This is a genomic window from Peribacillus sp. P4_C12 (assembly GCF_056402095.1).
Window position 1 is genome coordinate 1 of record NZ_JBFUIB010000754.1, and the last position, 1,454, is coordinate 1,454.

1 protein-coding gene is annotated in these 1,454 nt (G+C 38.1%); it reads right to left on the reverse strand.

The genetic code is table 11. The features are described 5' to 3' along the window. Positions 1-436: 436 nt before the first annotated feature. On the reverse strand, positions 437-1,454 hold a 1,018-nt coding region (locus AC1DUW_RS28665; RefSeq protein ID WP_477644165.1), incomplete at its 5' end, for a PTS transporter subunit EIIC.

Sequence of the window (1,454 nt, forward strand, 5' to 3'; positions counted from 1 at the left end):
GGTTATATCTGGTGAGGTTATTGGCAATTGAAGCCATCATTAGCTGAAAATTACGCAAGAGAATGAATAAAGAATTCTTTCAAATGATTTTATGTGAGATTAAATTATTTAATCTCTTAATTTATTCTCCAAACGTCATCCAATACCCTCCAAACAAATATCCTTAATATATTATAAAACATTGATTTGTTTTATTCTAATTTCTACCCAGTGTTCATTAAAAAAGCTAAAATAAATGTTTTTTGATCAAAGTGTACTCAGGCTTGATAATTCGTTACTATAACGCTTTCTATAATAATCTAAAACGATCAGGAACGGGATCTCATTCCTGATCGTTGAGTATAATCCTTGTCTAATAATCTCACAAGTTGACTAGTTGTTCTTGCAGTTCTAGATGAAAGATGAAGGATTACTCGAACAACTAATAATGGGAGCTCTATTGTCTACGAATCTTTTCAATTTCATCCGCTACGAATTGTACCTGCGTACCCACAACGACTTGAATGCTATGTGGACCAACGATATTGATTCCCGCGACTCCTATGGATTTAATTTTATTTTGATCAACTGCTCCCATATTCTTCACTTCTACTCTCAAACGGGTTATACAGTTGTCAACAGACGTTACATTAGCGTCTCCACCTAAGCCTTCATAAATCGCAGCAGCCATCCCAAAGAATTTACTTCCTGTTGACTCAGCATGGTTGCTTGCATCTGCCTCTACTCCTCCACCATTAAGTTCTTCATCTGTATCATCCTCCCTCCCTGGAGTCATTAAGTTAAACTTTGCGATCAAGAAGCGGAATAAGAAATAGTAAATGACAGCGAAAGCTAACCCTTGAAGAAGGAGCATATAAGGTTCATTTGCTAATGGCAATCTTGAACTTAAAACAAAGTCAACAAAGCCTGCACTAAAACCAAAACCTGCTGTCCATTGGAAAGATGCAGCAATGGCTAACGAAATACCTGTTAATAAAGCATGAACAACAAAAAGTGCAGGTGCTACAAACATGAAGGCAAATTCAAGAGGTTCTGTAACTCCTGTAAAAAATGAAGCAAATCCTGCAGCGAGCATTAATGACGCCACTTGTTTTTTCTTCTTAGATTTTGCTGAATGGTACATAGCAAGTGCCGCGGCAGGCAATCCGAACATCATGACAGGGAAGAATCCGGCTTGATACATGCCTGTAGTTCCTTTTGTTCCAGTTCCTGCCCAGAAATTACCGATATCGTTAAGCCCAATTACATCAAACCAGAACACGGAGTTTAATGCATGATGTAAACCCGTTGGTATCAATAACCGATTGAAGAATCCATAAAGTCCTGCACCTGTAGCACCTAATCCACTTATCGCTTCACCGAAATTAACTAACCAAGAGTAGATGAGCGGCCATACAAAAAATAATATAAGGGAAACGAGTAACATAATAACCGCAGTCAGTATGGGGACCAGC